General features: G+C 38.3%; 5 protein-coding genes and 1 pseudogene. All 6 read right to left on the minus strand.

Annotated elements, in window-relative coordinates; genetic code table 11:
• Nucleotides 1–863, minus strand: an 863-nt coding sequence (locus tag PX484_RS00310) for a hybrid sensor histidine kinase/response regulator (RefSeq protein ID WP_288102630.1), incomplete at its 3' end; no start/stop codon positions are given.
• Nucleotides 864–967: 104 nt separating this feature from the next.
• On the minus strand, nucleotides 968–1,405 hold the full coding sequence (locus PX484_RS00315; protein WP_002803909.1) for a pentapeptide repeat-containing protein: 438 nt from the start codon (nucleotides 1,403–1,405) through the stop codon (nucleotides 968–970).
• Nucleotides 1,406–1,519: 114 nt separating this feature from the next.
• A complete protein-coding gene (locus PX484_RS00320; protein ID WP_002803912.1) occupies nucleotides 1,520–2,992 on the minus strand; it encodes a BCD family MFS transporter in 1,473 nt (490 codons plus the stop codon).
• 70 nt (nucleotides 2,993–3,062) lie between these two features.
• A pseudogene (locus PX484_RS00325) lies at nucleotides 3,063–3,455 on the minus strand (DUF4351 domain-containing protein); the annotation flags it as partial.
• Nucleotides 3,456–5,558: a hypothetical protein gene (locus PX484_RS00330; RefSeq protein ID WP_287765172.1), complete on the minus strand. Its 2,103-nt coding sequence runs from the start codon at nucleotides 5,556–5,558 to the stop codon at nucleotides 3,456–3,458. It lies immediately after the preceding pseudogene.
• Between the two features lie 294 nt (nucleotides 5,559–5,852).
• The coding region (locus PX484_RS00335; protein WP_288102631.1) for a sigma-70 family RNA polymerase sigma factor at nucleotides 5,853–6,153 on the minus strand (301 nt) is incomplete at its 5' end.

Here is a 6,153-nt window from a genome sequence, read left to right on the forward strand (position 1 = left end):
GTGATAATTATCCCCTGGGGATTGTGTTTAAGGGCATTGGCTAATAAATTCTCAAAAACTCGCCAGAGATGGTGAGCATCGGCATTAACTAAGGGTAAATCGGGGGAAAAATTATTAATTAAAGTTGCTTGATTTTCCTTTAATCTTAACTCCCATTCCTGACCGATCTGTTGACCAATTTCGTAGAGAGATAAAGGATTTAGTTCTAGGGAAACTCCCCAAAGATCATTTTGTCGGGTTTCGACAAGAGAATCAATTAAAGTTAATTGTCGATCGCAACTGTCGGCCATCTGTTGTAAAATCTTCCGGGATACTTCTTTAGTTTCTCCCTGAGAATTTTTAATTAAATTATTTAAGATCATTAACATCCCGATCACGGGATTGCGGAGATCGTGAGAGACAGCATGAAGATAAATTTCTAAAGTTTCCTCAGTTTTTTGACGTTCTTTAATTTCGTTTTGTAGTTGTTTTTTTTGACGGCAAATAGTTAATTGATTTTCAATGCGGGCCATGACTTCTTCCCCTTGAAAAGGTTTAGAAATATAATCAACACCTCCCACTTGAAAAGCTTTGACTTTATCGAAGACATCATCAAGAGCGCTGATAAAAATCACGGGAATTTCTCTGGTTTTTTCATCAGCTTTTAACTGTTCACAAACTTGATAACCATTGAGATCGGGCATATTAATATCAAGGAGAATCAGATCGGGAATTAGCGATCGCACTGTATTCAGGGCCATCTGTCCATTAATCGCTTTCCGTACCTGATATCCCTTCTCGGTGAGCATAATCGACAATAGCCGCACATTATTGGGCAAATCATCGACAATTAAGACACTAGGGCGCGGTGTGAGTTGAGTCATGCCTGTTATTTTATAACTCAAACTATTTAGTAAAAGTGTATAAAAAAACAGACGCGACACTCGCATCTGTTACAAAATTAACTATATTTTGAGGACAAGAACATCTAAGGACTTTCACCACCCACAGCGATACCAGTACCATAAATCTGAGCATTTGTCAAGTTAATTCTCTCCATTGATGCACCCGTCACATCAGCATCATAAATCACCGCGCTGGTGAAATTGACTCCATCGAGATCAGCTTGATTCAAACTGGCATTAGTCAGAAAAGCTGCGGTTAAATTTGCGCCTTCTAGGTTAGCATCGGTCAAATCTGCGCCCTCTAAGTTAGCTTCCTCCAGATTAGCTCCCTGTAAATTCGCTTTTCTCAAATCGGCACCGATTAGATGCGCCCCTCTTAAATCTGCACCACGGAGATCACAGCCCGGACATTCCCGCGTATTCAATAACTCTTGTACCTGTTGGGGATTTTCCGCACCGACGGGGTTAATCAGCAGTAAGGAGGCTAGGGAACCTAGAACAATCATTAAAGTCCTTTTCATCTTTTTCGCCTCCTCTTTCGTTTTCCTCTCTACTTTTAGGATAGGAAAAAAGCTGCTAACCAACTTCCCCCGATCGGGCTAATTCTCCTGTTATCTCACTTTTGCTTGCTTTTGCTAGTCGATCTCTCCTTTCATTACCGTTGCGATCGCTGCTCGGGCATTTTCCTTAAATTCCTTGACATCGACGCGACTTAATAACCAAACTGCTAGGATCATTCCCAGTGCTTGCACAAGGAAAACTAAGCCATAGGCTAAAACCGGGCTAGAAAAGACAACTTTACCGATATTTAAAATCGTACCGCCTAAAACCGTGGCTAATCCCCGGGCGATCGCTTGGGATAATCCCCAAGCGCCGATAAAAGTTCCTGCGGTTTCGGCTGCGGTTAAATCTAACATTAAACTGGTAGCCCCGGCGGTAATCATTCCCGAAGCTAAACCGAAAAAGAGCAAGCTTGATTTTAATAAACTTTGATTAGCAGAAAAGCCGGCAAAAATCAAGAGAATAAAACAAATTGTTGCAAAAATACAGCCATATTTAGTGGTTTTTTGTTTACCGATGCGGGGAATGAGCATAAATCCCGTGGCGGCAATACCAAAAAGGGTTCCGGTTCCCCAAAAAGCGTTTAATTGGGTGGTTTGGGCGATACACATCCCAAAAACCTCGCCCCCAAACGGTTCCATAATTGCATCCTGCATAAATAAACTCAAAGTCATCATCAGCAGAAAGGTGAAAAATAAACCGGTTTGCCGACTAGCGGTGAGAACCTGTAACGCATCTTTAAAGGTAATTTGATCCTCTCTTTGCACGAGAGTGGACCGACTACTAAAACGAGAATATTTTTTTTCTACGCCAAAAGTCGCTAAAATACAAAGACCAAAAACGATAGCGGGCATAATCGTGAACACGGGGTTAATTGTCGCCTGTAGTTGCGGAATATTGGCTATAGGGGCTGATTGAGTCGGATCATAGGTCAAAATATTTGTACCGCAGATATTGGGAGTATCCAGCAAACGAGAACTAACGATCGCCCCGACGACAATTCCCACCATCAGCATTGACCAAACTATAGCAACTAATTGCGATCGATTATCTTCATCGGACACATCCACCAAGAGGGCAGCAAAAGGGGTGGAACTGGCGCTTAAAGCGAGTCCGTAGAGGGCGAAAATTAAGGCTAAGAGGGCAATCCAAGCGTAGGAAATGGTATTCCATCCCGAAGTTTGAATACTAAGTCCCAATTGCCAGACTACCTGCAAAGCAATAAAAGCTAAAGCGGTAAAAACTGCCGCCCCAATCCAGACATAACCGCTGCGATGATGACCTAAAATAGTTTTACCGTCGGATCTTTGCCCAAACCAGATGCGTGCTGGACTAACAAACTGGTGCATAGCGATCGCAGCTGCGGCGAGAAAGGGTAAAACTTTTAACTCATCGATCATAATCCGATTGAGAACCCCCAAAGTCAGCAGAGACATAATACCTAGTCCCATCTGAAAGAGTCCTAAGCGAAACATGGTGAAAAGTCCCAGTTTTGGCAGGGGTTTTGGGGATGAGTGAGTAGAATGGGGAATATCGCTGGTAGCCATGGTTAAATCAATACAAAAAAAGCCAGTATTTAAAAATTTAACGCAGGACGAGCAGACATCTTCTGGGGATTTAATTTTCTATCTCCAATAACCAAGTGGTCAGATCTGTCAAGCTGGTAAAATCGAGCAGCGCTTCTCCTAAAGTTTCTAATTGTTCTAGAGATAGTTCTCGGATTTGTTGGCCTAAAGTCGACGATATTTCACCTAAACGACGGTTAAGTAGCCGTAGAATCAAAGAAACCGCTTCTTCTCGTCTTCCTTCCTCTCTTCCTTGTGCTTTTCCACTTTCCCGGATATCCTGATAAATAACTGATTCGCGCATAATTTCTTCCCTTAATAAGCTTCCGATGATTTCCTTACTTAATACTAACCCCGCCAGAATTGCTGTAGCGGCGGCTAAATTGCTTTTTTCAGTTCTACCCCCGATATTATCAATTTTTGCGGCTACTTGTCGTAGAATTTCCTATTGTATTATCCATTTTCTGAATTTATCCATATCATTATTGACTACTGCTTCAAATGCCACGTTAGCATCAATTATCGTCCTTGTAAAATAAGTATCTATCGGCTGTATTTCAGTATCACTCTCGGTTTTAAATAAATGTTTTCTGATTTCTAAAATAAGTCTTAAGCTGTATTCCTTATTTCTTTTTGAATAATATTCTAAAAGCTTACTTTTTGTGTTACTACTATGAACTAGCATATTTCTAATGCGATAGATATTATACACATCATTTTTGACATCGATTATTGCTTGTTTTATTTTATTCAAGCAAGTTGTGTGATCAATAAAACGACCACGAATCTCACTTATATATTTATCGAATTGACTATTTTTCTGCTCAAAATCATCAAAAATTAATTGAAAGTTTTCAACAAACTTACTTAGGTTCATCTCAATACATCCGTTATCTTTTTTACTAATAAAAAATATATTTAAAATTTCATCAGATACGGAGAATCTATCCCCTGGAAAGCCTTTTCTCGCTAAATTATCCGCAAAAGTAATTAGGAGATCAAAAAGATGGGATTTAATGGTAACAATAGCGAGCAATAATTGTAGGACTGAGATATTGTTCGCATTGTACCATTCTTCAAAAACAGGTTTATCAAATTCCCTCGGAAGCCTCACAGTAATTTTTTCCGATTTATTGATAAAAGGCTCAAGGGAATACCAAGAATATAGAAGCACGTCGGAACTTTGTACTGACTCAACAGATTTACGATATTGTTTAAAGGCATTTAACCATGTTTCAACGCTTTTATTAAGTGAGTTTTTAGAAGAAAGCCAATGACCAATTCTGTCAGTATAAATATTATTAGGACTATCAAATCCTTTATTCGATATATAAGAATGCTCAAAAAAAGCACCCTCACCTAGATCGTTACAGATAATGTAATTATTTGATATTATTTGTATTTCGTTGTTATTTGTCTTTTTCATGAGAGTATCCTTTTTTAGGAAGACATACACAGCCATCTCTACTGTTCTTATCGCTTGATCCGCTTGATCCTTCATTGAATAAAAATCATTTCCTTCTATGTCAACAGCAACATAATAAATACTCTCGGACATCACTTCAAATTCCTGTATTCTTTTTTCAAACTGAACAAGATCAGAACTTTCATCTCTGTATCTGTATCTGTCGTCTTGAATTGTTATTTTTCCATGAATTTTCGGAATATAAAAATAAACGTTACCTATTTTTAATGATTGAGAATTGGCTAGAGCAAAATTAGAAAGTTTAAAAATAACCTTATACTTTTTAGGTGGTTCGACATAAATTTTTTTCATCAGAAAAATCCTATCTTTAAGCCCCAAAGAGTCATAATATTGCTTGAGGGCAATTTTATAGTCTTCGTTTTCAGAATAAACTTCCTCGTTATATTTGGGTGATCCATATATGAGTCCACCGTATAAATACAATCCATCTGTACTTGTACTTATACGGTTCCAATGATCTTGAAACAAAGATAATTGTTTATGTAATAAATATTCTAGAGTTTTAACATAGTATCCTCGCTCAATAAACATTATTATAATAGTGTTAACGATAAATTTTAATTCCTCTCGATTCATTTCTTCTTTGAGGATTTCTGTAATAAGTAAATTAAGTAAACCTTCAAGACTTTCTACTGAAATTATCTCTCTTTGTATTATTTCAACAAAATATAATATGTCTTTTAATTCAAATTTTTTAGAATCTGATGCTGAATTTAAAGCTTCTAAAATAAATTTCAACTGAGTAGATATTGGTTTTGCCCATAAACTCTTAGCCGATGGCTCCCCAGCAGATTTTTTTGTGCCTTCTAAATATTGTTTAATCTGTGTAGTAAAATAATTTTTGGCAAATTGATTTTTTGAAAATATTTCTCGATTTTCTAAAATTTCTTCTTCTAAATCTGTTATGATCAAAATCAGGTGTTTGTTGTAATCATTGTCTTTTAATTCTTTAATTGCCTTACAGCTGTCTGTCCATATAAGTGTTACGACAATGAGGTTTTGACGAATAAACTCTGGAATATCTTCGATTTTAGAATCGCAAGCATCGCAATTGTGATCCATTTCTATTCTCTCAGTGAACTATAAATATAGTATAGCAGTTATCCTGCTGGTTTTACCCTCGTCAATCCCGCTATCGAATATCTTACCAACGAATACGGGACTTTCTATCGAGTTGAGGGGGAATTAATCGGCAGTAATCAAGTTCACCTATCCGTGCTAGTGGCGCATCGCGTGCGCCCAAAATATAATATGGATATTTCGACCAAATTGAGGTGCAGCCGTCGAGGTAGGTGTAGATAACAATAAAACTGAGCCTCAAGGAGACTCAGTTTCCAGTTTTTTAAGGACGGGAAATTAACGAATGTACTCTTTGAGGATACTATTACGGTTAGGGTGACGCAGTTTCCGCAGGGCCTTGGCTTCTATTTGACGAATGCGCTCGCGAGTGACGTTGAAAATCTGGCCGATTTCTTCGAGTGTTTTCATCCGGCCGTCATCTAAACCGTAGCGCAGCCGCAGCACATCGCGTTCGCGAGGACTAAGGGTATCGAGGACGTTTTCTAAATCCTCGCGTAATAAATTTTTAGAAACTTCATCTTCTGGGGTTTCCCCATCCGCTTCGATAAAGTCTCCTAAACGGGAATCTTCTTCTTTA

The sequence above is a fragment of the Microcystis sp. M49636_WE2 genome (assembly GCF_030065375.1).
In the GTDB taxonomy this organism is placed as follows: domain Bacteria; phylum Cyanobacteriota; class Cyanobacteriia; order Cyanobacteriales; family Microcystaceae; genus Microcystis; species Microcystis aeruginosa_C.

Coding starts and splice junctions, on each gene's coding strand:
- PX484_RS00330 (WP_287765172.1), bottom strand. CDS start 5,558: ATGGATCACAATTGCGATGCTTGCGATTCTAAAATCGAAGATATTCCA.
- PX484_RS00320 (WP_002803912.1), bottom strand. CDS start 2,992: ATGGCTACCAGCGATATTCCCCATTCTACTCACTCATCCCCAAAACCC.
- PX484_RS00315 (WP_002803909.1), bottom strand. CDS start 1,405: ATGAAAAGGACTTTAATGATTGTTCTAGGTTCCCTAGCCTCCTTACTG.